Origin of the sequence: Ramlibacter tataouinensis, from assembly GCF_027941915.1 — a bacterium.
GTDB classification, from domain to species: domain Bacteria; phylum Pseudomonadota; class Gammaproteobacteria; order Burkholderiales; family Burkholderiaceae_C; genus Ramlibacter; species Ramlibacter tataouinensis_C.
The window spans coordinates 706,482-731,920 of the sequence record NZ_CP116009.1; the positions used below are offsets into that span (position 1 = coordinate 706,482).

Consider the following 25,439-nt stretch of genomic DNA (forward strand, 5'->3'; position numbering starts at 1 on the left):
TTTAGGAAGACAAAGATTCCAGTTCGGAATACCTTACGTGCGCGACCTCGACCTCACCTCGCTGCGCCTGTTCGTCTCGGTCTGCGAAGCCGGCAACATCGCGCGCGCCGGCGAACGCGCCAGCATCGTCGGCTCGGCCATCAGCAAGCGGCTGGCCCTGCTGGAGGACCAGCTCGGCACGCCGCTGCTGGTGCGCAAGCGCCATGGCGTGGTGCCCACCGCGGCCGGCCAGACCCTGCTGGAGCACGCCCGCGCCATGCTGGACAACGCCGCCCGCATCGAGCTCGACATGCAGGCCTACGCGCGCGGCGCCCGCGGCCAGGTGCGCATCCTGGCGTCGGTGTCGGCCATGACCGAGTCGCTGGCCGACGACGTCGCCACCTTCCTGCGCGAGCCCGCGCACCGCGACATCCAGGTCGACATGGAGGAGCGGGTCAGCCCGGAGATCGTGCGCGGCGTGCGCGAAGGCCTGGCCTCGCTGGGCGTGTGCTGGGATGCCGCCGAGCTCGGCCCGCTCGAGGCGCGGCCGTACCGCAGCGACCACCTGTGCATGGTGGTGCCGGGCAACCATCCGCTGGCGCGGCGCAAGTCGCTGCGCTTCGAGGAGACGCTCGACTGGGAGCACGTCAGCCTGCCGGTCAACAGCGCCGTGCAGGTCATGCTGCAGCGCGAGGCCGCGCGCCTGGGCCGGCGCGTGCGGCACCGGGTGGTGGTCACCAATTTCGAGGCCGCCCTGCGGGTGGTGCGCGCCGGCCTGGCCATCAGCCTGGTGCCGCGCGAGGTCACCGAGCTGCAGGTGGCCGCCTACGGGCTGCGCGTGATCCCGCTGGCCGAGCCCTGGGCCGAGCGCCGTTTCGTCATCTGCTTTCGCGACGCCCACTCGCTGCCGCCGGCCGCCCAGTTGCTGGTGGAGCACCTCACCCAACCCCTCTCCCCATGACCGACGACCGCCTGCTCGACCTGGGCCCCGCGCCCCGGATCTTCTTTCTCTGCGACGACCCCGCGCGGGTGCGCCGCCAACTGGCGGGCGAGGCCTTGTCCCCCGACCACGCGGGGCCGCTGCGGCATGACGTCTCGACCGACGAGATCACGCCGGTGGCGATCCTGTCGCACCACGACCAGCGGCTGGCGCGCTTCGCCTACACCGGCCTGGCCTGCGGCGGCCAGTCGCCGGTGGCTGCCGGCGCGGTGCAGGCCGCCGGCTTCCAGGTGACGGTGGCCGGCCGCCGCTACGGCAAGGGCTCCTCGCGCGAGCACAGCCCGGCTGCCGAGCGCATGGCCGGCGTGCGGCTGGTGATCGCTGAGAGCTTCGAGCGCATCTATCGGCAGAACGCCGACAACATCGGCCTGTTCACCTCCACCGACTTCGGCCTGCTGCCGCGCATCGCCCGCGGCGAGGCGATCCCGCTGGAGGAACTGCTGCAGGATCGCGAGCCGCTCGCGGCGGCCATCCTGCGCAGCGGCGGCCTGCTGCGCTTCGGGCAGCGGCACCTGCGCAGCGCGGCGCCGGCCGCGCCCGTGGCAGCCGACCGGCCGCAGACCCTGTACGAGAAGATCGTGCGCCGCCACCTGCTGGCCACGCCGGTCACGCCCGCCGACCCGGCCACCGGCGACGGCTGCTTCGTGCGCGCCGACTGGCGCTTCATCCACGAGTACTACACCGGCATGGCGGCCCACCTGCTGGACCGCGAGGCCGGCGCCTCGCTGGCGCTGCACGAGCCCGCATCCATCGTGGTGTTCGAGGACCACACCTCCTACGTGGAGGAGAGCCCGGCGCACCTCAAGGCCGGGCTGGTGCCCAACATGCGGGCCATGCAGCAGGCCCAGCGCGACTTCGTCGCCCGCCACGCCCTGCGCTGCCACCGCACGCTGACCGACGAGGAGGCGGCGCGCGACGGCGGCGGCAACGTCGCCGGCATCTCGCACGCGATGATGGCCGAGCACTACGCCCTGCCCGGCCAGGTGGTGGCCGGCACCGACTCGCACACGCCGCACAGCGGGGCGCTGGGCTGCCTCGCGTTCGGCGTCGGCACCACCGACATGGCCAACGCCTTCGTCACCGGCGCGGTGCGCACGGCGCTGGCGCCCGTGCTGCGGGTGCAGCTGGACGGCGCGCTGCCGGCCGGCGTCGTCGCCAAGGACGTGCTGCTGCACCTGCTGGCCCTGCCGCCGATCCGTGCCGGCGGCGGGGTCGGCAAGGTGTTCGAGTTCGGCGGGCCCGTGGTCCGGGCCATGGGCACCGACGAGCGCGCCACGCTCACCAACATGACGGCCGAGCTCGGCGGGCTGACCGGCATCGTCGAGCCCGACCAGGAGACCGTGCGGTTCCTGCAGGAGCGCCGCGGTGTCGGCGTCGCCCTCGAGCCGTGGATGCGCAGCGACCCCGGCGCCGCCTATGCGGACGTGATCCGCGTGGATTGCAGTTCGCTGGCGCCGATGGTGGCCCGGCCGGGCGATCCGGGCCAGGGCCTGGCGCTCGACCAGCTGGCATCGCCGGTGCGCATCGACATCGCCTACGGCGGCTCCTGCACGGCGGGCAAGCGCGAGGACTTCGAGCAGTACCACGCGGTGCTGGCCTGGGGCGTGGCGAACGGCCTGAAGGTGCCGCCGCACGTGCAGCTGTACCTGCAGTACGGCACGACGGCGGTGCGCGACTGGTGCCTGGCGCGCGGCTACGACCGCGTGTTCGCCGCCGCCGGCGCGCGCATCCTGCAGCCCTCGTGCGGCGCCTGCGCCAACTGCGGGCCGGGCTCCTCGACCGATGCCGGCCAGGTGACCGTCAGCGCCATCAACCGCAACTTCCCCGGCCGCTCGGGCCCAGGCCAGGTCTGGCTGGCCAGCCCGGCCACGGTGATGGCCAGCGCGCTGGCCGGCGAGCTGTGCTCGTTCGCAGCGCTGCAGCGCCGGGTGACACCCGCGCCGGCCCCGCAGGCTGCCGACGAGCACGGCGCGGCTTCCTGAGCTTGAAGCCGGTGGGCCCAGCGCCTACCTTGCGCGGTCCCACTTTCAGGAGATCGCCATGGCAAGCTACATCGCATTGGCCAAGTTCACCGACCAGGGCATCCGCAGCATCAAGGACACGGTCAAGCGCGCCGATGCCGCCAAGGAACTGGCAAAGCGCTACGGCGTGACGATGACGCAGATCTGGTGGACGCTCGGCAAGTACGACATCGTCGTGGTGCTGGACGCGCCCGACGATGCCTCGGCGACCGCGTTCAACCTGGCGCTGTGCTCGGCCGGCAACGTGCGCACGCAGACGCTCAAGGCCTTCAACCGCGACGAGACCGCCGCCATCCTCGGCAAGCTGCAGGCGTAGCGCCCGCTCAGCCGTGCTGCGGCGCCGGCGTGATCTCCCAGTGCTGCAGCACGCGGTCGTGGCTGTCCACGCTCTCCAGCCGCACGCGAAAGCCCCAGAGCCGGGCCACGTGCTTGACCACCTCCTCGGCGCTGTTGTCCAGCGGGCGGTCGTTCTGGCGGGTGTGGCGCAGCGTCAATGAGCGGTCGCCGCGCAGGTTGACGTTCCAGACCTGGATGTTGGGCTCGCGCCAGTTCAGGTCGTACTGCCTGGACAGGGCTTCGCGCACGTGACGGTATCCCAGGTCGTCGTGGATGGCCGAGACCTCCAGCTCGCGCTGGGCCGCGTCGTCGACGATGGAGAACAGGCGGAACTCGCGCATCAGCCGCGGCGACAGGTACTGGCCGATGAAGCTCTCGTCCTTGAAGTGGCGCATCGCGTAGTCGAGCGTCTTGAGCCAGTCGCTGCCGGCGATGTCGGGGAACCACTCGCGGTCCTCGGCGGTCGGGGCGGTGCAGATGCGCTTGAGGTCGCCGAACATGCCGAAGCCCAGCGCATAGGGGTTGATCCCCGAGTAGCGCGGGTCGGTCACCGGCGGCTGGAACACCACGTTGGTGTGCGAGGACAGGCACTCGATCATGAAGCCGTCGCCCAGCCGGCCCTGGTCGTACAGCGTGTTGAGCAGGGTGTAGTGCCAGAAGGTGGCCCAGCCTTCGTTCATGACCTGGGTCTGGCGCTGCGGGTAGAAGTACTGCGCGACCTTGCGCACGATGCGCACCACCTCGCGCTGCCAGGGTTCCAGCAACGGGGCGTTCTTCTCGATGAAGTACAGGATGTTCTCCTGCGGCTCTTCCGGGAAGCGCCGGTGCTCCTTCTTGCGCTCCTTGCCGGGCTGGCGCGGCAGGGTGCGCCACAGGTCGTTGACCTGCTGCTGCAGGTAGGCCTCGCGCTCCTTGCGGCGCTGCTCCTCCTCCACCAGGCTGATCTTCTGCGGGCGGCGGTAGCGGTCGACCCCGTAGTTCATCAGCGCATGGCAGGCGTCCAGCAGGTCTTCCACCGCATCGAGCCCGTGGCGTTCCTCGCACTCGGCGATGTAGCCCTTGGCATAGACCAGGTAGTCGATGATGGACGTCGCATCCGTCCACATCCGGAACAGGTAGTTGCCCTTGAAGAAGGAGTTGTGGCCGAAGCAGGCGTGGGCCATCACCAGCGCCTGCATGGGCAGGGTGTTCTCCTCCATCAGGTAGGCGATGCAGGGGTCGGAGTTGATGACGATCTCGTAGGCCAGGCCCATGTGGCCGCGCCGGTAGCCCTTCTCGCTGGCGATGAACTGCTTGCCGAACGACCAGTGGCGGTAGTTCACCGGCATGCCGACCGAGGCATAGGCGTCCAGCATCTGCTCGGCCGAGATCACCTCGAGCTGCACCGGGTAGGTGTCGAGCCGGAAACCCTCGGCGGTGCGGCGGATGGCGTCGAAGTACTCCTCGATCAGCTCGAAGTTCCAGTCCGACGCCTGCGGCAGCCGGTCGGCGCCGCGCACGGGCTCGACGGCAGTGCTCATGGCGTCGCCCCCGCCGGGTTCTTGCGGAACAGGTCGCGGAACACCGGGAAGATCTGGGCCGGCGTGACGATCTTCTGCATGGCGAAGTTGGCGTTGCCCTCCTGCACCCGGGCGTACTCCTCCCACAGATTCTGGTCCTCGTCGGCCACCTGCACGTAGGCGAAGTAGCGGCACAGCGGCAGCAGCCTGTCCTCCAGCAGCTCGCGGCACTTGGACGAATCCTGCTGCCAGTTGTCGCCGTCCGAGGCCTGGGCGCCGTAGATGTTCCATTCGCTGCCCATGTAGCGCTCGCGGATGATCTCGTTCATCAGCGTCAGCGCGCTGGACACCACCGTGCCGCCCGACTCGGTGGCGTGGAAGAACTCGTCCTCGCTCACCTCGGCCGCCTGGGTGTGGTGGCGGATGAAGATCACGTCGGTCTGCTTGTAGTGCCGGGTGAGGAACAGGTACAGCAGGATGAAGAAGCGCTTGGCCAGGTCCTTGCGCGACTCGTCCATGGAGCCGGACACGTCCATCAGGCAGAACATCACGGCCTTGCTGGTGGGCAGCGGCTCGCGGACGCGATGGCGGTAGCGCAGGTCGAACGGATCGAGGAAGGGCACGCGCGCCAGGCGCCGGCGCAGGTCGTCGATCTCGGCCTTGAGCGCCTCGATCTCGGCCGGCGGCGTGTCGGCGCGCGACTCGATCAGGGCCAGGTGCTCCTCGGCCCGGCGCAGTTGCCGGCGCGCGTCGCCGCCCATGGCGATGCGCCGCGCCAGCCCGACGCGCATGGAACGCACCACGTGCAGGCTGGTCGGGTTGCCCTGCGAGACGAAGCCGGCCCGGCGCGTCTTCCACTCCGGCGCATCGGCCAGCAGCTGGGTGCGGATCAGCCGCGGCAGCGCGAGGTCGTCGAAGAAGTAGTTCATGAACTCCTCCCGCGTGATGCGGAAGGTGAAGTCGTCCTCGCCGGTGCCGTCGGGCGAGGCGCCGCTGCCGCTGCCGCCCGCGCCGCCGCCGCGCGGCCGCGGGATGCGGTCGCCGCGCACGTACTCCTGGTTGCCCGGGTGCACCATCTCGCGGCTGCCGCCCGGCCCGTGGCCGAACACCGGCTCGGAGACGTCGCGGCGCGGCAGGCTGATGTCGGCGCCGTCCTCGATGTTGTGGATGCTGCGGTCGCCCACCGCCTTGCGCACCGCGTCGCGGATCTGCTCGCGGTAGCGGCGCAGGAACCGTTCGCGGTTGCCGATGGACTTGTTCTTGCCGGACAACCGCCGGTCGATCACCTGGTGGAGCGCGGCGCGCTCCGGTCGCTTGTTCGAGGCCACTGGGTTTCGGCCTTCCTTGCGGTCAGGGGGAGGTCAAGAGCTCTTGCGAACCCGGAGATACCACTCGCAAAGCAGCCGCACCTGCCGGTGCGTGTAGCCCTTCTCGACCATCCGGTTGACGAAGTCCTCGTGCTTCTTCTGCTCGTCGGCGCTGGCCTTGGCGTTGAAGCTGATCACGGGCAGCAGGTCCTCGGTGTTGGAGAACATCTTCTTCTCGATCACCGTGCGCAGCTTCTCGTAGCTGGTCCACACCGGGTTCTTGCCGGCGTTGTTGGCGCGGGCGCGCAGCACGAAGTTGACGATCTCGTTGCGGAAGTCCTTGGGGTTGGACAGCCCGGCCGGCTTCTCGATCTTCTCCAGCTCGGCGTTGAGCGCCGCGCGGTCGAAGATCTCGCCGGTGTCGGTGTCGCGGTACTCCTGGTCCTGGATCCAGAAGTCGGCGTAGGTGACGTAGCGGTCGAAGATGTTCTGGCCGTACTCGGAGTACGACTCCAGGTAGGCGGTTTGGATCTCCTTGCCGATGAACTCGGCGTAGCGCTGCGACAGGTGCTCCTTGATGTACGACAGGTACTTCTGCTCGACCTCGGGCGGGAACTGCTCGCGCTCGATCTGCTGCTCCAGCACGTACATCAGGTGCACCGGGTTGGCGGCGATCTCGTTGCTGTCGAAGTTGAACACCTTGGACAGGATCTTGAAGGCGAAGCGGGTGGAAATGCCCGTCATGCCCTCGTCGACGCCGGCGTAGTCGCGGTACTCCTGGTAGCTCTTGGCCTTGGGGTCGGTGTCCTTGAGGTTCTCGCCGTCGTAGATCAGCATCTTGGAGAAGATGCTGGAATTCTCCGGCTCCTTCAGCCGCGTGAGCACCGAGAACTGGGCCATCATCTTCAGCGTGCCGGGGGCGCAGACCGCGTCCTTGAGCGAGGAGTTGCGGATCAGCTTGTCGTAGATCTTCACTTCCTCGGTGACGCGCAGGCAGTACGGCACCTTGACGATGTAGATGCGGTCCAGGAAGGCCTCGTTGTTCTTGTTGTTCTTGAACGCCTTCCACTCGCTCTCGTTGGAGTGGGCCATCACGATGCCGTCGAACGGGATCGCGCCGAAGCCTTCGGTGCCCTTGTAGTTGCCTTCCTGGGTGGCGGTCAGCAGCGGATGCAGAACCTTGATCGGCGCCTTGAACATCTCGACGAACTCCAGCAGGCCCTGGTTGGCCAGGCACAGGCCGCCCGAGTAGCTGTAGGCGTCGGGGTCGTCCTGGGCGTAGGTCTCGAGCTTGCGGATGTCGATCTTGCCGACCAGCGAGGAGACGTCCTGGTTGTTCTCGTCGCCCGGCTCGGTCTTGGCGATGGCGATCTGCTTGAGCACCGACGGGTAGCGCTTGACCACGCGGAACTTGCGGATGTCGCCGCCGAATTCCTCCAGCCGCTTGACCGCCCAGGGCGACATGATGCGCTGGGTGTAGCGGCGCGGAATGCCGTACTGCTGCTCGAGGATGGGCGCATCCTCCTCGTTGTTGAACAGGCCCAGCGGCGATTCGTTCACCGGCGAGCCCTTGATCGCATAGAAGGGCACCTGCTCCATCAGCTGCTTCAGGCGCTCGGCGATCGAGCTCTTGCCGCCGCCCACGGGCCCGAGCAGGTAGAGGATCTGCTTCTTCTCCTCCAGCCCCTGGGCCGCGTGGCGAAAGCACGCCACCACCTGCTCGATCGGATCTTCCAGGCCGTAGAAATCCTTGAAGGCCGGGTAGATGCGGATCATCTTGTTGCCGAAGATTCGGGACAGCCTCGGGTCATGGCGGGTGTCGATGACCTCGGGGTCGCCGATGGCGGCCAGCATGCGCTCGGCGGCGGTGGCGTAGACCAGCTTGTCCTTCTTGCACTGCTCGAGGTAGTCCTCGAGCGACATCTCTTCCTCGCGCGTCTGCTCGTAGCGTGCCAGGAAATTGCGAACCACATCCATTGGGAGAACTCCTTCGGTTTCGCTTGGCGCCAGCCCCTGACTGCGTCCTGTATCGGCAACCACTTTAGCGCGGAACCCTTGTTGAGGTCATCGCGCCCGCGTAGGCAAACACCGGACTTCACTGTAGGTGAACCGTAGAGAAAGAAGAAGCCGCGAAAGTTTCTCGGGGAATGCCCTGTCCACGCTCGCGTGAGGAGCGCGCAACACGCTGCGGCACGCGCGTAAAGTCGCTTGCGCAGGGCCGCGATTTGCGGCAAACACACCTGTGTCATGCCGGGCTTGAGCCGGCATCCACGCTCGTGCGCATTCGTCGATTTGCGGGTCCCCGGATCAAGTCCGGGGCAGCCAAGCCCGCAATGACACCTCCTGTGGCGCCGGCTACGCCAGTCCGAGCAGGCGCACCGCGTTGCCCTTGAGGATGCCGGGCATGACCTCGGGCTTGAAGCCGGCTTCCTCGAAGTCCTTCATCCAGCGGTCGGGCGTGATCAGCGGGTAGTCGCTGCCGAACAGCACGCGGTCCTTCAGCAGCGTGTTGGCGTACTGCACCAGCTGCTTGGGGAAGTACTTGGGGCTCCAGCCGGACAGGTCGATCCAGACGTTGGGCTTGTGGGTGGCCACCGACAGCGCCTCGTCCTGCCAGGGAAAGCTGGGGTGCGCCATCACGATCTGCATGTCGGGGAAGTCGATGGCGACGTCGTCCAGGTGCATCGGGTTGCTGTACTCCAGCCGCAGCCCGCCGCCGCAGCGCATGCCTGAGCCGATGCCGCTGTGGCCGGTGTGGAAGATCGCCGGCAGCTTGTGCGCGTTGATCACCTCGTAGATCGGCCAGGCCATGCGGTCGTAGGGGTGGTAGCCCTGCACCGTGGGGTGGAACTTGAAGCCCTTGACGCCCTCTTCCCTGATCAGGCGCTCGGCCTCGCGCGCACCCATCTTTCCCTTGTGCGGGTCGATGCTGGCGAAGCAGACCATCATGTCGCTGTTCTCGCGCGCCGCCTGGGCGATCTCCTCGTTCGGGATGCGCCGGCGGCCGAGCTTGGACTCGCTGTCCACCGTGAACATCACCAGCCCGATCCTGCGCTCGCGGTAGTACGCGATCGTCTCGGCAATGGTCGGGCGCCGGTTCGACCTGAAGTACTTGTCGGCGGCGCGGTCGTATTCCTCGCCGTAGTTGTCGAACGGGTTCCAGCAGCTGACTTCGGCGTGCGTGTGCACGTCGATCGCGATGAGGTTGGCGTGATCCATGGGGTGTCTCCACTCAGGGTTTCCCCGGGATTCTGGCGCTTGTTTTGGTTATTGTCCATAACCATAATCCCCGCTTCCACCGGAATCGCCATGACATCCTCCGACATCCAGATCGAGCAGCGCGGCGCCGTCGCCGTCATCCGCCTCAACCGTGCCGCCAAGCGCAACGCGATCAGCGACAAGCTCGTCCTCGCCATCCGCGATGCCTTCGTCAAGCTGCCCGCGGGCACCCGCGCCGCCGTCCTGCACGGCGCCGGCGATCACTTCTGCGCCGGCCTCGACCTGTCCGAGATCCAGGAGCGCGACGCCGGCGCCGGCCTGCACCACTCGCGCATGTGGCACGCCGCGCTGGAGGAGGTGCAGTTCGGCCCGGTGCCGGTGGTCGCGGCGCTGCACGGCGCCGTGGTCGGCGGCGGCCTGGAGCTGGCCGCGTCCTGCCACGTGCGCGTGGCCGACGACACCACGTTCTATGCGCTGCCCGAGGGCTCGCGGGGCATCTTCGTGGGCGGCGGCGGCTCGGTGCGCATCCCGCGCCTGATCGGCGTGGCGCGCATGACCGACATGATGCTCACCGGCCGCGTCTACGACGCCGCCGACGGCGAGCGTGCCGGCTTCGCCCAGTACCTGGTGCCGCAGGGCCAGGCGCTGGCCAAGGCGCTGGAGCTGGCCGAGCGCATCGCCCAGAACGCGCCGCTGACCAACTACGCGCTGATGCACGCGCTGCCGCGCATCGCCGAGCAGCCGGCCGACCAGGGCTACCTGACCGAGGCGCTGATGGCGGCCATCGCCCAGAGCGCGCCGGAAGCCAAGGAACGCGTGCGCGCCTTTCTCGAAGGCCGCGCCGGCAAGGTGAGCAAGGGCTGAACATGACCCCCACGATTGCGGCTTCGCCGCTGCACTGCCCCCCGCCTCCTCGGGGCGGCCCGACGGAGGCCTGAGCGGCATGGACGCCATGACCTCAACACGCGCCACCCCCCGCTACCGCCCGCTCGCCTTCGGCGTGACGCGCGCACAGTTGCGCAAAGCCGCCGGCGGCGTGCAGTACCTGCGCGCCGAGCAGGACCTGCTGCCCTGCGCCGAGCGCATGACCGACCGGCTGCTGCACTGGGCCGAGGCCGCGCCCGACCGCACCTTCATCGCGCGCCGCCGGCGCCTGGCCGACGGCAGCACCGGCGACTGGATCCGCATCAGCTACGCCCAGGCGCTGGACAGCGCGCGCCGCGTCGGCCAGGCCCTGCTGGACCGCGGGCTGAACGCCGAGCGCCCGGTGGCCATCCTGTGCGAGAACGGCCTGGAGCACGCGACGATCGCGCTCGGCTGCCTGTACGCCGGCATTCCCTATTCGCCGGTCTCCTCGGCCTATTCCACCATCAGCCAGGACTACGACAAGCTGCGCCACGTGCTGCAGACGCTCACGCCCGGCCTGGTCTACGCCACCGACGCCCGCTACGCCCGGGCGATCGAGGCCACGGTGCCGGCCGACGTGGAAGTGGTGCTCGGCGAGCTGTTCCCGGCCGTGCCCGGCCAGGACACCCTGCCCGGCCGCGCCGTCACGCCGCTGGCCCAGCTGCTCGGCACCGAGGCCACCCCGGCGGTCGATGCGGCCCAGCGCGCCACCGGGCCCGACACCATCACCAAGTTCCTGTTCACCTCGGGCTCGACCAAGCTGCCCAAGGCGGTGGTCAACACCCACGGCATGTGGTGCGCCAACCAGCAGCAGATGCGCCAGTCGATGCCGGTGCTGGCCGAGGAGCCGCCGGTGCTGGTGGACTGGCTGCCCTGGAACCACACCTTCGGCGGCAACCACAACGTCGGGCTGACGATCTACAACGGCGGCACGCTGTACATCGACGACGGCAAGCCGACCCCGGCGCTGATCGGCGAGACGCTGCGCAACCTGCGCGAGATCGCGCCCACGGTCTACTTCAACGTGCCGACCGGCTTCGAGGCCATCGCCCATGCGATGAAGGCCGACGCCGTGCTGCGCCGCAACCTGCTGTCGCGCGTGAAGATGTTCTTCTACGCCGGCGCCGCCCTGGCGCAGCCGGTCTGGGACCTGCTGCACGAGGTGCAGGAAGCCGAGATCGGCGAGCGCATCGTGATGGGCACCGGGCTGGGCATGACCGAGTCCTCGCCGTTCGCCATCTTCATCACCAGCCCCGACGTGAAGTCCGGCTACCTGGGCCTGCCGACGCCGGGCATGGAACTGAAGCTGGTGCCGGTCGAAGGCAAGGTCGAGGTGCGCTACCGCGGCCCCAACGTCACGCCCGGCTACTGGCGCGCGCCGCAGGAGACCGCCGAGAACTTCGACGAGGAAGGGTTCTTCCGCACCGGCGACGCCGTCCAGTGGATCGACCCGCAGGACCCGCACCAGGGCCTGAAGTTCGACGGCCGCATCGCCGAGGACTTCAAGCTCGCCACCGGCACCTTCGTCAGCGTCGGCCCGCTGCGCGCGAAGATCATCGCCGCCGGCGCGCCCTACGTGCAGGACGCGGTCATCACCGGCCTGAACCGCAAGGAAGTCGGCGCGCTGCTGCTGGCCACGCCGGCGGTGCGCCAGCTGGCCGGCCTGCCGGCCGCCGCGCCGCTGAAGGACGTGCTGGAAAGCGCGCCGGTGCAGGCCCACTTCCAGCAGGTGGTCGACCAGCTGGCGGCCGCCGCCACCGGCAGCGCCAACCGCGTGGCGCGCCTGCACCTGATGCACGAGCCGCCCTCGATCGACAAGGGCGAGGTCACCGACAAGGGCTCGATCAACCAGCGCGCCGTGCTCAAGCACCGCGACGCCCTGATCCAGGCCTTCCACGACGACGCCCTGCCCTTCACCCTCAAGCCGCGCGCCTAAGGAGACCCGCACATGAAGATCGATGGACAAGCCGCCCTCGTCACCGGCGGCGCTTCCGGCCTCGGCGAGGCCACCGCGCGCGAGCTGGCGCGGCTGGGCGCCCGGGTGGCGGTGCTGGACGTGAACCTGGAGCAGGCGCAGAAAGTCGCCAGCGAGATCGGCGGCGTCGCCGCCCGCTGCGACATCACCAGCACCGAGAGCCTGCAGGCCGCGCTGGCCACGGCCACCGCCGCCCACGGCCCGGCGCGCATCCTGATGAACATCGCCGGCATCGGCAGCGCCCGGCGGGTGGTGCAGAAGGACGGCAGTCCCGCGCCGCTGGACGACTTCGCGCGCGTCATCAGCGTCAACCTGGTCGGCAGCTACAACGCCAGCCGCCTGTTCGCCGCCGAGTGCGCCAGGCTGCCGCCGCTGGACGACGGCGAGCGCGGCGTGATGCTGTTCACCGCCTCGGTCGCGGCCTTCGACGGCCAGGTCGGCCAGCAGGCCTACAGCGCCTCCAAGGGCGGTCTGGTCGGCATGACGCTGCCGATGGCGCGCGACTTGGCCCAGCACGGCATCCGGGTCTGCACCATCGCGCCGGGGCTGTTCGCCACGCCGCTGATGCGCCAGCTGCCCGAGCCGGTGCAGCAGTCGCTGGCCGCCTCCATCCCGTTCCCGCCACGCCTGGGCAAACCCGAAGAGTTCGCCGAGCTGGCATGCCATATCGTCACCAACACGCACCTCAACGGCGAGGTGATCCGCCTCGACGGCGCGCTGCGCATGGCGCCGCGCTGACAAGTTCCGATTCCCACTTCAACCACTGGAGACATCCATGAAATTCGCCCGCACCCTGATCGCCGCCGCCGTATCGCTGGCGGCATCGACCGCCGCGCTGGCCGACATCAACGTCGGCGTGGTGCTGTCGCTCACCGGTCCCGGCTCCGGCCTGGGCATCCCGATGCAGAAGCAGCTGCAGCTCTTCCCCAAGGAGATCGCCGGCGAGAAGGTCAATCTGATCGTCCTCGACGACGCCAGCGACCCGGGCAAGGGCGTGAGCAACACCCGCCGCCTCGTCACCGAAGACAAGGTCGACGTGATCATGGGCTCGTGCCTGACGCCGGTGGCTGCCGCCATGGCGCCGGTGGCCGCCGAGGCCAAGACGGTGCAGATCGCCGGCTCGCCGGTGGGCACGCCGCCCGGCCAGGACCAGTGGCTGTTCCGCCTGCCGCAGAGCAACAACGTCATGGCGCACGCGATGGTCGAGCACATGAAGAAGCAGGGCATCAAGACCATCGGCTTCCTCGGCTACACCGACGCCTACGGCGAGCTGTGGCTCAAGGCGCTGGAGCCGGAAGCGGCCAAGAACGGCATGAAGATCGTGGCCGTCGAGCGCTTCGCCCGCAGCGACACCAGCGTCACGCCGCAGGCCCTGAAGCTCACCTCCGCCAACCCGGACGCCATCGTCGTGGTGGCTTCCGGCTCCGGCGCGGCGATGCCGCAGATGGGCCTGGTGGACCGCGGCTACAAGGGCAAGCTGTACCAGACGCACGCGGCCGCCACGCCCGACCTGGTGCGCATCGGCGGCACCAAGGTCGAGAACACCTTCGTCGTGTCCGGCCCGGCCGTGGTGGGCGACCAGCTGCCTGACAGCCACCCGTCCAAGAAGGCGGCGGTCGATTTCACGACCAAGTACCAGAAGGCCTTCGACGCGGCGCCCAACCAGTTCGCCGGCCACTCCTACGACTTCGCCATCGTGATGGAGAAGATCGTGCCGATGGCGTTGAAGAAGGCCAAGCCCGGCACGCCGGAGTTCCGCGCCGCGCTGCGCGACTCGCTGGAAACCATGGGCCGCACCGTCTTCGCCCACGGCGTCATGAACTGGACCAAGGACGACCACTGGGGCTACACCAACGAAACGGGCGTGATGCTCAAGGTGGTGGGCGGCAAGTTCGTCGTCGAGAAGTGACGTCGCAGCGCCCCGGCGCAAGCCGGGGCGCGCGATCCCATCCCCGCGAAAGCGGGGATCCAGCGCAACGCGCCTGCGGCGCTGCTGAAATCGGAAGCAATGGATTCCCGCCCTTCGCGGGAATGACGAAATGGATGCCCCCGTCGGTGGGGGCCACCGAAGACCCCCATGGACCTCTCAATCGCCGGCATCCTCGCGCTCGATGGCCTGACCAACGGCGCCGTGTATGCCCTGCTCGCGCTGGCCACGGTGCTGCTGTTCGCCGTGACGCGCGTCATCTTCATCCCGCAGGGCGAGTTCGTCGCCTTCGGGGCCCTCACGCTGGCCATCATGCAGACCGGCAAGGTGCCGGGCACGGTCTGGTTCCTGCTGGTGCTGGCGGGCGCCGCCGCCATCGCCGACATCTACGAGGGCGTGGCGCACAAGCATTCGTTCGCGCGCTTGGGCAAGCAACTGGCCCATACGCTCGCCGTCCCCGTCGTCGTGTCCCTCCTCGCCATCTGGGCCGCCCCCAAGGGCTTCCCGCTGGTGGTCCAGGCGCTGGTCGCGCTGGCGCTGGTCACGCCCTTCGGCACCCTGATCTACCGGCTGGCCTACGAGCGCCTGGCCTCGGCCAGCGTGCTGGTGCTGCTGATCGTCTCGGTCGGCGTGCACTTCGCCCTCGTCGGCCTGGGCCTGTTCTTCTTCGGCGCCGAGGGCTTCCGCAACCCCAGCTTCTGGGATGCGAGCTTCTCCGCCGGCGCGATCACGCTGACCGGCCAGGCCCTGATCATCCTGCTGGCGTCGATCGCGCTGATCGTGCTGCTGTGGCTGTACTTCGAGCGCACGCTCTCGGGCAAGGCCCTGCGCGCCACCGCCGTCAACCGGCTCGGGGCGCGCCTGATGGGCATCTCGTCCAACTCGGCCGGACGGCTGGCCTTCACCATGGCCGCCTTCATCGGCGCCCTGTCCGGCCTGCTGATCGGCCCGACCACCACCATCTTCTTCGACAGCGGCTTCATCATCGGCCTCAAGGGCTTCGTCGCCGCCGTCTTCGCCGGGCTCTCGAGCTACCCGCTGGCGCTGGTCGGCGCGCTGCTGGTGGGCCTGCTGGAGAGCTTCAGCTCCTTCTGGGCCAGCGCCTTCAAGGAGGTGATCGTGTTCTCCTCGATCCTGCCGGTCCTGCTGTGGCGGTCCCTGCGCGATCCGCACGGTGAGGAGCATTGACATGGCCGCCGGACAAGACACCGCCGTCGCAACCGCTCCCTCCAAGCGCGGCAACGCCGTGACCCTCGTACGTCGCCTGGGCTTTCCCGCCTTCGCGCTGCTGATGCTGGTGCTGCCGGCGCTGCCGGTGCCCGACTTCTGGATCACCCAGAGCAACTACATCGGCATGTACTCGCTGGTGGCACTGGGCCTGGTGCTGCTGACCGGCGTGGCCGGGCTCACGTCCTTCGGCCAGGCGGCCTTCGTCGGCGTCGGCGCCTACTCGGCCGCCTTCCTGGCCGTGAAGATGGCGGCCTCGCCCTGGCTGGCGCTGGCCGTGGGCATCGGCCTGGCCATCGCCGCCGCGCTGCTGCTGGGCGCGATCACGCTGCGCATGTCGGGGCACTACCTGCCGCTGGCCACCATCGCCTGGGGCCTGGCGCTGAACTACAGCATGGCCAACATGGAGTGGCTGGGCAAGTACGACGGCATCCTGGGCATCCCGGAGCTGAAGGTGTTCGGCTACGAGCTGGGCTCCGGCCGCGGGCTGCACGTGATGATCTGGGTGATCGCGCTGCTGGCGGCACTGGCCGCCCTGCGCCTGCTCGACTCGCGGCCCGGCCGCGCGATCCGCGCACTCAGCAGCGGCTCGACCATGCCCGAGGCCATGGGCATCTCCACCTTCCGCGCCAAGCTGACGGTGTTCGTCATCGCCGCGGTGCTGGCCGCCATCTCGGGCTGGCTGTTCGCCTACTTCCAGCGCACCGTGAATCCCTCGCCGTTCGCCATCGGCAAGGGCATCGAGTACCTGTTCATGGCGGTGCTGGGCGGCGTCGGCCACGTCTGGGGCGCGTTCATCGGCGCCGCCGTGGTCAAGATCGTCGAGGACCAGCTGCAGGTGCTGCTGCCGCAACTGATCGGCACCGGCGGCAACTTCGAGACCATCGTCTTCGGCATCATCCTCATTGCGGTGCTGAAGTACGCGCCCAACGGGCTGTGGAGCTTCGTCGCGCGCTGGCTGCCGCGCGTCGACCGCGTGCGCGACTGGGCCGACGCCGACCCGCTGCCGGCCCGCGACAAGCCGACCCCGGGCGAGGCGCTGCTGCAGGTGGACAACGTGCGCAAGGAGTTCGGCGGCCTGGTCGCCGTCAACGACGTCGGCTTCGAAGTCCGCGCCGGCGAGATCGTCGGCCTGATCGGCCCCAACGGCGCCGGCAAGTCGACCACCTTCAACCTGATCACCGGCGTGCTGTCCACCACCGCCGGCCAGGTGCGCTACCGGGGCGAGGCCCTGACCGGCCTGCCCTCGCGCCAGATCGCCCGCCGCGGCATCTCGCGCACCTTCCAGCACGTCAAGATGATTCCCGACATGACCGTGCTGGAGAACGTCGCCCTGGGCGGCTACCTGCGCGGCAGCGCCGGCACCGTGCGCGCCATGCTGCGCCTCGACCGCGCCGAGGAGCGCCGCCTGTTCGCCGAGGCCGAGCGCCAGCTGGCGCGCATCGGCATGGCCGACCGCATGCACGAGCTGGCCGGCAACCTGGCGCTGGGCCCCCAGCGCCTGCTGGAGATCGCCCGCGCCCTGTGCAGCGACCCCGCCCTGCTGCTGCTGGACGAGCCGGCCGCCGGCCTGCGCCACAAGGAAAAGCAGGCGCTGGCCGACGTGCTGCGCCAGCTCAAGGGCGAAGGCATGAGCCTGCTGCTGGTCGAGCACGACATGGACTTCGTCATGGGCCTGACCGACCGCATCGTGGTGATGGAGTTCGGCACCAAGCTGATGGAAGGCACGCCGGCCGAAGTGCAGGCCAGCCCCGCCGTCCGCGCGGCGTACCTTGGAACGGAACACTAGACATGGCAGCCCCCCTGTTGCTGGAGGTGAAGGACCTGCACGCCGGCTACGGCCGCGCCGAAGTGCTGGCCGGCCTCGATTTCGAGCTGGCGCCGGGCCAGGTCGTTACCGTCATCGGCCCCAACGGCGCCGGCAAGTCGACCACGCTCAACGCCCTGATGGGCGTGCTGCCGTGTCGCGGCACGCTGCGCTTCGACGGTCAGGACATCGCCGGCGCCACGCTGGAAGAACGCGTGATGCTGGGCCTGGCCCTGGTGCCGGAGAAGCGCGAGCTGTTCGGCACCATGGCGGTGGAAGACAACCTGGTGCTGGGCGGCTACCGCGCCATGAAGCTGCGCGTGCCCAACTGGAAGGGCGAGCTCGAGCGCGTGTACGAGCTGTTCCCGCGCCTGAAGGAGCGCCGCGCCCAGATGGCCGGCACGCTGTCGGGCGGCGAGCGCCAGATGCTGGCGGTGGGCCGCGCGCTGATGTCGCGCCCCAAGCTGCTGATGCTGGACGAGCCCAGCCTGGGCCTGGCACCGCTGATCGTCAAGGAGATCTTCCGCATCATCGAGCGCCTGCGCGAGCAGGGCGTGTCGATCCTGCTGGTGGAGCAGAACGCGCGCGCCGCGCTGGAGGTGGCCGACCACGGCTACGTGCTGGAGACCGGCGAGATCCGCCTGCAGGGCCCCGCGCGCGAACTGGCCGGCGACCCCCGCGTGATCGAGACCTACCTGGGCGCCGGCCGCGCCAGCGCGGCGGCCGCCGCGGCCGCATGAACCGGCCACGACCGTGACCGCCGCTGACCCGCGGAGGAAGAAGTTCCGCCTGAGCCCCTTCGCCCTTATCGCCTGACCTGATGGACTACCGACCCGACGCGGCCGATCCGCGCTTCCTGCTCGAGCAGGTGCTCGATGCGCCGGCGCGACTGCGCGCCCTCGCTCCTTTCGCCGAAGTCGACGACGGCCTCATGGGCCAGGTGCTCGAGGAGGCCGCCCGGTTCGTCGGCGAAGTGATCGCCCCGCTCAACGCAGTCGGCGATGCGGTCGGCGCGCGATTCGACGCCGGCAAGGTCACCATGCCGCCCGGCTTCGCCGCGGCCTACCGCGCCTTCTGGCAGGCGGGCTGGCCGGCGCTGGCCTGCGCGCCCGAGGACGGCGGCCAGGGCCTGCCCTGGGTGCTGGAGGGCGTGCTGTACGAGTGGCTCACCGGCGCCAACCACGGCTGGACCATGGCGCCCGGCCTGCTGCATGGCGCCTACGAATGCCTCAAGCACCACGGCAGCGCGGAACTGAAGGCGCGCTACCTCGCGAAGATCGCCAGCGGCGAGTGGCTGGCCACCATGTGCCTCACCGAGCCGCAGGCCGGCAGCGACCTCGGCCTGGTGCGCACCCAGGCCGCGCCGCAGGCCGACGGCAGCCACCGGCTGTCGGGCACCAAGATCTTCATCTCCGGCGGCGAGCACGACCTGACCGACAACATCGTGCACCTGGTGCTGGCGCGCGAGCCCGGCGCGCCGCCCGGGCCCAAGGGCCTGTCGCTGTTCGTCACGGCCAAGTTCCTGGACGATGGCGCGCGCAACGCGATCCACTGCGAGCGCATCGAGGAGAAGATGGGCCTGCACGGCAGCCCCACCTGCGTGCTGCGCTTCGACGGCGCGAGCGCCTGGCGCGTCGGCGAGCCCGGCCGCGGGCTGGCCGCGATGTTCGTGATGATGAATGCGGCCCGCCTGCACGTGGCGCTGCAGGGCGTGGGCCTGCTCGAGGCCGCCTGGCAGAAGGCCCGCGCCTACGCCGGCGAGCGCCTGCAGATGCGTGCGCCGGGCAGCGGCCGCACCGCCGGCGAAGCCGACCCGATCATCCGCCACCCGGCCATGCAGCGCGTGCTGGACACCGAACGGGCCTGGATCGACGGGCTGCGCGTGCTGGCCTACCACACGGGCATGGAACTGGACGTCGCCCGCCACCATGCCGATCCGGCGCGCCGCCAGGCCGCGCAGCAGTGGTGCAGCCTGGTCACCCCGGTGCTCAAGTCGCTATGCACCGAGCAGGGCTTCGCCGGCGCCAGCCGCCTGCTGCAGGTGTTCGGCGGCCACGGCTACGTGCGCGAGTGGGGCATCGAGCAGCACGTGCGCGACGCCCGCATCACGCTGATCTACGAGGGCACCAACGAGATCCAGGCGATCGACCTGCTGGCGCGCAAGGTGCTGCCCGACGGCGGCGCGGCCCTCGTCGCGCTGCTGGAGCAGTTGGCGCAAGAGGTGGATGGCGCGGCAGCGGACGGCCCGGAAACGACGGACCGGCTGCACGACGCCGCCCGGCTGACGCGCGAGCTGGTGGCCGCCGCCGGCCGCCAGGCCGCCCTGCCCTACGAAGCCGCCGACGACTTCCTGCGCGCCACCGGGCTGGCGCTGCTGGGCTGGGCCTGGCACCGCATCGCCCGCGCACCCGGCGCGCAGGACGCGCGCTGGGCCGTGCCGCACCAGGCGCTGCGCCTGCGCGTGCTGCCCGAGTACGGGATGCGCGCCCAGATCCTGCGCAACCAGTGCCGGGCCGCCGCCGGCGCGCGGGTGGACTGAGCGCCATGCCGCGCAGCGCCGCCCGCAGCCCGGCCGCCGAGGACATCCCGGTGGTCGACCAGGTCGACACCGGCTTCCTCGAAACCCTGCTCGGCTACAACGCCCGCCGCGCGGCCCTGTCCATCATCGAGGTGTTCCTCGAGCGCATGGCCCCCTGGCAGCTGCGGCCGGTGGACTTCTCGGTCATGTCGCTGATCGTGCACAACCCCGGCATCACCTCGCGCCAGCTGTGCACGGCGCTCGGCATCCTGCCGCCCAACCTGGTGCCGATGGTCGGCGCGCTGGAAAAGCGCGGGCTGATCGAGCGCAAGCCGCACCCGCGCGACGGCCGTGCCACCGGGCTGCACCCCACCGCCGCCGGCAACAAGCTGATGCGCGAGGCCGAGCAGGCGGCGGCGCAGCTGGAAGCCGAGATGGCCAGCCGCCTGACCCCGGGCGAGCACAAGACGCTGCTGCGCCTGCTGCGCAAGGTCTACGAGCGCCCTTGAGGGCGCGTCCCACAGACGGACGCGCGCCCTCGGAGGATGCGCGTGTCCAGCGCACGGGTGGCGCACGCGACAGGGGCGCCGGGGGGAGTGCGCTACCCTGCGGTCCTGAGTTCCACAGGAGACCGCATGAGCCAGCCCCGCTACCCCGCCCCGACCCTCGACCAGGTGCCCGAGGACATCCGCGCCCGCATCCTGGAGGTGCAGGAAAAGGCCGGCTTCGTGCCCAACGTGTTCCTGGCGCTGGCCCGCCGCCCGGCCGAGTGGCGCGCGTTCTTCGCCTACCACGACGCGCTGATGCTCAAGGAGGAAGGCTCGCTGACCAAGGGCGACCGCGAGATGATCGTCACCGCCACCAGCGCCGCCAACAACTGCCTGTACTGCGTGGTGGCGCACGGCGCCATCCTGCGCATCTACGAGAAGAAGCCGCTGGTGGCCGACCAGGTGGCCGTGAACCACCGCAAGGCCGACATCACGCCGCGCCAGCGCGCCATGCTGGACTTCGCGATGAAGGTCTGCCTGCGCGCGCAGGAGATCGAGGACGCCGACTTCGATGCGCTGCACGCGCACGGCTTCTCCGACGAGGACATCTGGGACATCGCCTCGATCACCGCGTTCTTCGGCCTGTCCAACCGGATCGCGAACTTCTCGGGGATGATGCCGAACCCCGAGTTCTACCTGATGGGCAGGGTGCCCAAGCAGAAGTGACCGCGCGGTCGTCGACGAAGTCGGCGATTCTGGCGCGGTCATCCCCGCGCAGGCGGCGGATCCCCTACATCCGCCGAGGATCGACCGCCAGCAGCGCCTCGCACATCGCCCGCAGGTTCCTGCGCAGCAGTTGCGCGGCCGGCAGCAGTTCGAAGGTGCCCTCGTCCATGTACAGCTTGCGGTTGACCTCCAGCTGCAGGCTGTGGCGCTGCCGCGCCGGCTCGCCGAAGCGGCGCACCAGCTCCACGCCCTTGTAGGGGAAGTTCACTTCCACGTCGTAGCCGCGCGCCCGCAGGAACTCGGCCAGCCAGGCGGTCAGTTTCGGGTCGGCGGTGCTGCCGTCGCGGTCGCCGATCACGAAGTCGGCGTGGGCCAGGCCGGGGTAGTCGGTGGCATGGCTGCCGGCGATGGCGGGCATCGAGTGGCAGTTGATGTGGATGCTGTAGCCGTGCCGCGCATGCGCGTCGTCGATCGCCCCGCGCACCGCCTCGTGGTACGGCCGCCAGCAGCGCTCGATGCGCGCCGACACCTCCTGCGGCGTGAGCTTGCGACCGTACATCGGCACGCCATGGTCGGTGTTGCGCCAGACCAGGCCCTTGCCCAGCCGCACCTTGGACAGCGCGGCCGGGTCGGTGACCACCTCGCCCGGCCACTCGCCCTCGATCATGTCGATGTCGACCTCGCGGTCGCTGCGGTTCGCGTCCAGGTAGCTGCGCGGGAACAGCGCCTCGATCCAGGCGATGCCCAGCGCCGGCGCGAAGTCGTACAGCTTCTCCACGTGCGTGTCCTCGGCCGTGCGCAGCGCGGCGAGCTCGCAGACGTAGTCGAAATCGCCGGGGTAGCGGGTGCCGCTGTGCGGCGAGTCGAGCACCAGCGGCGTGCGGCCGGGCGCCGTCCGGATGCAGGGTTCGGCCGCGAGGCCGTCGACGTTCGGATCGGAAGACATGGGCCGACTCTAACGCGCCGCCGCGGCCCGCTGCACCTCACCCCAGGCGCAGCCGCAGTTGCGTGTGGTCCTCGCCGGGAATCACCTCGAAACCCATCCGCAGGGCCAGCGACGCCATCGCGGCGTTCTCCGGCAGGCAGGTGCCGACCACCTCCTGGGTGCCGCGCCCGCGCAGGTAGCGCAGCAGCTTGTCCAGCAGCGCCCGACCCAGGCCCCGGCCCTGCCACTCGCGCGCGACCTGGATCGCGAACTCCGCCACCTCGTTGTCCGGGTCGGCGATCGCGCGCACCTCGCCCGCCATCGTGTCGCCGCCGTCCAGCGGCAGCGCCACGAAGGTCATCTCGCGGTCGTAGTCGATCTGGGAAAAGCGCGCCAGCTCCGAATGCGGCACTTCGCGCCGCATCATGAAGAAGCGCAGCCGCAAGTCGCCCGGCGTGGCGGCGTCGTAGAAGGCGTGCAGGCGGGCGCCGTCGTCGGGGCGGATCGGTCGCACGCTCAGGCGCCGGCCGGCGATCTCGAAGGTCTCCTCCAGCTCCTGGGGATAAGGCCGGATCGCCAGCGGGGGCGCCACCGCGCCGGGCGCGCGCAGCCGCACCCGCGCATCCAGCGCCACCGCGCCGTCCGCATCCACCAGCAGCGGGTTGATGTCGAGCTCGGCCACGCCGGACAGGTCGCAGGCCAGCTGCGACACCTGCACCAACGCATCCAGCACCGCCTCCTGGTCGGCCGCGGGCCGGCTGCGCCAGGCGCGCAGCAGCGGCGGCAACCCGCTGCGCCCGAGCAGGTCGGCCGCCAGCGTGCGGTTGAGCGGCGGCAGCGCCAGCGCATGGCGCCGGTGCAGCTCGACCTCGGTGCCGCCGACGCCGCACAGCAGCACCGGGCCGAACACCGGATCGGTGGACAGCCCGACGATGACCTCGCGCGCGCCGGGCCGCCGCACCATCTGCTGCACGGCGAAGCCTTTCACCGCCGCGTCGGGCCGCGCCTGCGCCACCCGTTCGGTCATGGCCTGCACGGCCTGCCGGACCGCATCGGCCGAGCCGAGGTTGAGCGCAACCCCGCCGATGTCGGACTTGTGCACGATCTGCGGCGACACGATCTTCAGCGCAACCGGGTAGCCGATGGCGTCGGCGATCGCCGCGGCCTCGTCCGCGTCCGCAGCCAGCTCGGTCCGCACCACCGGGATGCGGTAGGCGGCCAGCAGGCGCTTGGCCTCGACCTCGTCGAGCCACTCGCGCCCTTCGCGCGCGGCGGTCTCCAGCAAGGCCAGGGCCGCGGCCCGGTCGGCCTCGAAGTTGGGCGACTCGGCCGGTGCGATTTCCTGCAGCGCGCGCTGGTTGCGCGCATGGGTCACCATCTGCAGCCAGGCGGCGACGGCGCGCTCGGGCGTGGCATAGGACGGCAGCCCGGCCTGCGCGCTCAGGGTGCGCGCCGCCGCCACCGCCGGGCCGCCCAGCCAGCAGGTCAGCACCGGCTTGCGGCTGCCCTGCAGCACCGGCACGCAGGCCTGGGCGATCTCCGGCGCCGGCACCAGCGCGGTGGGCGCATGCACGAACAGCACGGCATCGACTTCCGGCGCCTGCAGCAGCGCGCCGAGCGCATCGACGTAGCGCTGCGCCGGCGCGTCGCCGATGATGTCCACCGGGTTGCCGCGCGACCAGGTGGCGGGCAGCACCGCGTCCAGCGCCGCCAGCGTCGCCGCCGACAGCTCGGCCAGCGTGCCGCCCTGCAGCGACAGCGCATCGGCCGCCAGCACGCCGGCGCCGCCGCCGTTGGTCAGGATCGCGATGCGCTCGCCGGCCACGCGCCTCGCGCGCGCCAGGGTCTCGGCGGCATCGAACAAGTCCTCCAGCGTATCCACCCGCAGCATGCCGGCGCGGCGCACGGCGGCGTCGAACACCAGGTCCGAGCCCGCCAGCGCGCCGGTGTGCGAGGCCGCGGCGCGCGCGCCCTCGGGCGCGCGGCCGGACTTGACCACGATCACCGGCTTGTTGCGCGCCGCCGCCCGCGCCGCCGACATGAACTTGCGCGCAGCTTTCACCGATTCCGCGTACATCAGGATGGCGCGCGTGTTCGCCTCGCTGCCCAGGTAGTCCAGCACGTCGCCGAAGTCGACGTCGGCGCTGTCGCCCATGGAGATGAAGTGCGAGAAGCCGATGCCGCGCCCGCGCGCCCAGTCCAGCATGGCGGTGGCCAGCGCGCCCGACTGGGTCACGAAGGCCAGCGGCCCGGTCAGCCCCGGCGCCGGCGCGAAGCTGGCATTGAGCCCCAGCCCCGGCAGCAGCAGGCCGATGCAGTTGGGCCCGAGGATGCGCAGCAGCCAGGGCCGGGCCGCGTCCAGCATCTGCTGCTCGTAGCTGGGCGCGTCGGGCGCGGCGCGGTTCTTGAGCCCGGCACTGAGCACCACGGCGGCGCGGGCGCCCTTGCGCCCCAACTGGTCGATGAGTTCCGGCACCGTGGGCGCCGGGGTGCAGATCACCGCCAGGTCGGGCCGTCCGGGCAGGCTGGCCACGTCGGGCCACGCCTGTTCGCCGCCGACTTGACGGTGACGCCGATTCACCGGCCAGATGGGCCCGGCGAAGCCGCCTTCCCTGAGGTTGCGGAACACCACCTGGCCGACGCTGCCGGGCCGGTCGGACGCGCCGACCAGCGCGACCGAAGCGGGGCGGAACAGGTATTCGAGGTTGCGCACGCTCATGGCTTCGGATCATCGCCCGGAATGCGGGAAAGCCGAAGGGAAGCGGCGGGCGCCGGCCGGCCCTGGCGGATGGCGCCGCTTGGCCTTCGTCAAAGGCACCCCTGCGGCCCGCGCGCTAGAGTGTCGGCATCCCCATGAAACTGCCCGTCCTGCCCGTCCTGCCCGTCCTGCGCGCCCAGTCGCTCAGCCGCACCTACGGCAGCGGCAACACCGCCGTGCACGCCCTGCGCGACGTCGACCTGGAGATCCGCGCCGGCGAGTTCATCGTGCTGCTGGGCGCTTCCGGCTCGGGCAAGTCGACCCTGCTCAACATCCTGGGCGGCCTCGACCGCCCCAGCGGCGGCGAGCTCTGGTTCCGCGACCAGCGCCTGACCGATGCCAGCGACGACGAACTGACCACCTACCGGCGCGAGCACGTGGGCTTCGTGTTCCAGTTCTACAACCTGATCCCCAGCCTGACCGTGCGCGAGAACGTGGCACTGGTGACCGACATCGCCGCGGACCCCATGCCGGTGGACGACGCGGTGGATCGGGTGGCGCTCACGCCGCGGCGCGACCATTTCCCCTCGCAGCTGTCGGGCGGCGAGCAGCAGCGGGTGGCGATTGCCCGCGCCATCGTCAAGCGCCCGCAGCTGCTGCTGTGCGACGAGCCGACCGGCGCGCTCGACTACGTCACCGGCAAGCTGGTGCTGGAGACCATCGCCCGCGTCAACACCGAGCTGGGCACCACCGCCATCGTGATCACGCACAACGCCGCCATCGCCGGAATGGCCGACCGGGTGGTGCGGCTGGCCGACGGCCGCGTCGCCAGCGTGGAAGTGCCGCCGCGGCGACTGACGCCGGCGGAGCTGTCCTGGTGA

20 protein-coding genes are annotated in these 25,439 nt (G+C 70.3%); 14 read left to right on the forward strand and 6 right to left on the reverse strand.

Annotated elements, in window-relative coordinates; all coding sequences use genetic code 11:
• Positions 1–37: 37 nt before the first annotated feature.
• The 3 genes from PE066_RS03210 to PE066_RS03220 are packed head-to-tail and all read left to right on the forward strand — an operon-like array spanning position 38 to position 3,316.
• A complete protein-coding gene (locus tag PE066_RS03210) occupies positions 38–940 on the forward strand; it encodes a LysR family transcriptional regulator (protein ID WP_271235122.1) in 903 nt (300 codons plus the stop codon).
• Complete coding sequence (locus PE066_RS03215) at positions 937–2,961, forward strand: aconitase family protein (RefSeq protein ID WP_271235123.1); 2,025 nt, start codon at positions 937–939, stop codon at positions 2,959–2,961. The genes PE066_RS03210 and PE066_RS03215 overlap by 4 nt, the downstream gene beginning before the upstream one ends.
• 58 nt (positions 2,962–3,019) lie before the next feature.
• Positions 3,020–3,316, forward strand: coding sequence for a GYD domain-containing protein (locus PE066_RS03220; RefSeq protein WP_271235124.1), 297 nt, complete (start codon positions 3,020–3,022; stop codon positions 3,314–3,316).
• Positions 3,317–3,323: 7 nt separating this feature from the next.
• On the opposite strand, the gene PE066_RS03225 is transcribed toward PE066_RS03220, so the two are convergent.
• The 4 genes from PE066_RS03225 to PE066_RS03240 form a co-directional block, all read right to left on the reverse strand.
• Positions 3,324–4,856 (reverse strand): SpoVR family protein, encoded by a 1,533-nt coding sequence (locus PE066_RS03225; protein ID WP_271235125.1) that lies wholly within the window; start codon positions 4,854–4,856, stop codon positions 3,324–3,326.
• Positions 4,853–6,163 carry a YeaH/YhbH family protein gene (locus PE066_RS03230; protein ID WP_271235126.1) on the reverse strand — a complete coding sequence of 437 codons (1,311 nt, stop codon included), beginning with the start codon at positions 6,161–6,163 and terminating at the stop codon, positions 4,853–4,855. The genes PE066_RS03225 and PE066_RS03230 overlap by 4 nt, the downstream gene beginning before the upstream one ends.
• Before the next feature lie 33 nt (positions 6,164–6,196).
• Positions 6,197–8,119 carry a PrkA family serine protein kinase gene (locus tag PE066_RS03235; RefSeq protein ID WP_271235127.1) on the reverse strand — a complete coding sequence of 641 codons (1,923 nt, stop codon included), beginning with the start codon at positions 8,117–8,119 and terminating at the stop codon, positions 6,197–6,199.
• A gap of 378 nt (positions 8,120–8,497) precedes the next feature.
• Positions 8,498–9,361, reverse strand: a complete 864-nt coding sequence (locus PE066_RS03240) for an amidohydrolase family protein (protein WP_271235128.1) — start codon at positions 9,359–9,361, stop codon at positions 8,498–8,500.
• 90 nt (positions 9,362–9,451) lie between these two features.
• Here PE066_RS03240 and PE066_RS03245 point away from each other — a divergent pair, with 90 nt between their 5' ends.
• From PE066_RS03245 to PE066_RS03290, 10 genes are all read left to right on the forward strand, one after another.
• Positions 9,452–10,225 carry a crotonase/enoyl-CoA hydratase family protein gene (locus PE066_RS03245; protein ID WP_271235129.1) on the forward strand — a complete coding sequence of 258 codons (774 nt, stop codon included), beginning with the start codon at positions 9,452–9,454 and terminating at the stop codon, positions 10,223–10,225.
• Between the two features lie 88 nt (positions 10,226–10,313).
• On the forward strand, positions 10,314–12,203 hold the full coding sequence (locus PE066_RS03250) for a feruloyl-CoA synthase (RefSeq protein ID WP_440480568.1): 1,890 nt from the start codon (positions 10,314–10,316) through the stop codon (positions 12,201–12,203).
• 12 nt (positions 12,204–12,215) lie between these two features.
• Positions 12,216–12,980: an SDR family NAD(P)-dependent oxidoreductase gene (locus PE066_RS03255; protein ID WP_271235131.1), complete on the forward strand. Its 765-nt coding sequence runs from the start codon at positions 12,216–12,218 to the stop codon at positions 12,978–12,980.
• A 37-nt stretch (positions 12,981–13,017) separates the two neighbouring features.
• Positions 13,018–14,151, forward strand: coding sequence for an ABC transporter substrate-binding protein (locus PE066_RS03260; protein WP_271235132.1), 1,134 nt, complete (start codon positions 13,018–13,020; stop codon positions 14,149–14,151).
• A gap of 168 nt (positions 14,152–14,319) precedes the next feature.
• A complete protein-coding gene (locus PE066_RS03265) occupies positions 14,320–15,357 on the forward strand; it encodes a branched-chain amino acid ABC transporter permease (protein ID WP_271235133.1) in 1,038 nt (345 codons plus the stop codon).
• A 1-nt stretch (position 15,358) separates the two neighbouring features.
• Positions 15,359–17,185, forward strand: coding sequence for a branched-chain amino acid ABC transporter ATP-binding protein/permease (locus tag PE066_RS03270; protein ID WP_440480569.1), 1,827 nt, complete (start codon positions 15,359–15,361; stop codon positions 17,183–17,185).
• A 2-nt stretch (positions 17,186–17,187) separates the two neighbouring features.
• The gene (locus PE066_RS03275; protein WP_271235134.1) at positions 17,188–17,943 is read left to right on the forward strand and encodes an ABC transporter ATP-binding protein; all 756 of its coding nucleotides are present in this window, start codon (positions 17,188–17,190) and stop codon (positions 17,941–17,943) included.
• 80 nt (positions 17,944–18,023) lie between these two features.
• Positions 18,024–19,742 carry an acyl-CoA dehydrogenase family protein gene (locus PE066_RS03280; protein ID WP_271235135.1) on the forward strand — a complete coding sequence of 573 codons (1,719 nt, stop codon included), beginning with the start codon at positions 18,024–18,026 and terminating at the stop codon, positions 19,740–19,742.
• Between the two features lie 5 nt (positions 19,743–19,747).
• Positions 19,748–20,230, forward strand: coding sequence for a MarR family winged helix-turn-helix transcriptional regulator (locus tag PE066_RS03285; protein ID WP_271235136.1), 483 nt, complete (start codon positions 19,748–19,750; stop codon positions 20,228–20,230).
• A gap of 126 nt (positions 20,231–20,356) precedes the next feature.
• Complete coding sequence (locus PE066_RS03290; protein ID WP_271235137.1) at positions 20,357–20,935, forward strand: peroxidase-related enzyme; 579 nt, start codon at positions 20,357–20,359, stop codon at positions 20,933–20,935.
• Between the two features lie 64 nt (positions 20,936–20,999).
• Here the strand turns inward: PE066_RS03290 and PE066_RS03295 are convergent, their stop codons facing one another.
• Both PE066_RS03295 and PE066_RS03300 read right to left on the reverse strand, forming a co-directional pair.
• A complete protein-coding gene (locus PE066_RS03295; protein ID WP_271235138.1) occupies positions 21,000–21,881 on the reverse strand; it encodes an N-formylglutamate amidohydrolase in 882 nt (293 codons plus the stop codon).
• Between the two features lie 37 nt (positions 21,882–21,918).
• On the reverse strand, positions 21,919–24,579 hold the full coding sequence (locus PE066_RS03300; protein WP_271235139.1) for a bifunctional acetate--CoA ligase family protein/GNAT family N-acetyltransferase: 2,661 nt from the start codon (positions 24,577–24,579) through the stop codon (positions 21,919–21,921).
• A gap of 134 nt (positions 24,580–24,713) precedes the next feature.
• On the opposite strand from PE066_RS03300, the gene PE066_RS03305 reads away from it, so the two are divergent.
• On the forward strand, positions 24,714–25,439 hold the full coding sequence (locus tag PE066_RS03305; protein ID WP_271235140.1) for an ABC transporter ATP-binding protein: 726 nt from the start codon (positions 24,714–24,716) through the stop codon (positions 25,437–25,439).